Below are 799 nucleotides of genomic sequence, written 5' to 3'. Positions count from 1 at the left end.
GGGAAGCCCGAGAACACCCCGGGAACACCCAGGCCCTACGCTTTGTCCGCGGCCTCGACCATCTGCTTCAGCTTCGCCGGGGTCATCGTCTGGTCCTGGTAGATGTTCTTCCCGTTGAGCAGAACGGTCGGCGTGCCGCCGAATCCACCGCTCTGGAAGGCCTGGTTCGACTTCACCACCCAGCTGTTGTGCGTGCCGTCCTCGACACACGTCCGGAACGTGGGTGTGTCGAGCCCGTCGACCTTCGCCGCCAGCTCGATGAGCGCGCTGTCCTTCGCGAAGGCGTCGTCGGTCTCCTGCGGCTGGTTCTCGTACAGCACGTCGTGGTACGCCCTGAACTTCCCGGCGTCCTGGGCGCAGGCGGCGGCGTTGGCCGCGTGGCGGGAGCCGCTGCCGCTCATGTTGCCGTCGATGATCGTCGCCAGGTGGTACTCGACCCTCAGCTTGCCCGCGTCCGTCAACTCATGAAGAGTCGAGCGGTAGTTGGTCTCGAAGGACTGGCAGGCCGGACAGCGGAAGTCCTCCCACACCGTGAGCGTCGACTTGGCGCTCTCCTCGCCCACGGGGATCGCGAGGCTGTCCTTTCCCTGCGCGCCCGAGGGCGCCACGACCGGGCCGGCGCTCTCGCTCTTGCTGTCCTTTCCGGTGTTCGCGGCGACGACACCGATCACCGCCGCCAGGCCCAGCACGCAGACGACACTGGCGCCCACGATCAACGCCCGCCGCCGCTTCTCCGCGGACTTCTGCTTCTCACGCTCGACCGCCAGCCGCTCGCGGGCGGTGCGCTTTCCGTCACGAT

General features: G+C 67.7%; 1 protein-coding gene. It reads right to left on the bottom strand.

Features of this window, described 5'->3' with window-relative positions; all coding sequences use genetic code 11:
• Nucleotides 1-35: 35 nt before the first annotated feature.
• Nucleotides 36-799: DsbA family protein (locus STRTUCAR8_RS18015; RefSeq protein ID WP_044472407.1), on the bottom strand; the 764-nt coding region annotated here is incomplete at its 5' end.

Source organism: Streptomyces turgidiscabies Car8, from assembly GCF_000331005.1.
In the GTDB taxonomy this organism is placed as follows: Bacteria; Actinomycetota; Actinomycetes; order Streptomycetales; family Streptomycetaceae; genus Streptomyces; species Streptomyces turgidiscabies.
The sequence above is the reverse complement of the archived record's forward strand: the minus strand, read 5'-3'. Positions and strand labels throughout refer to the sequence as shown.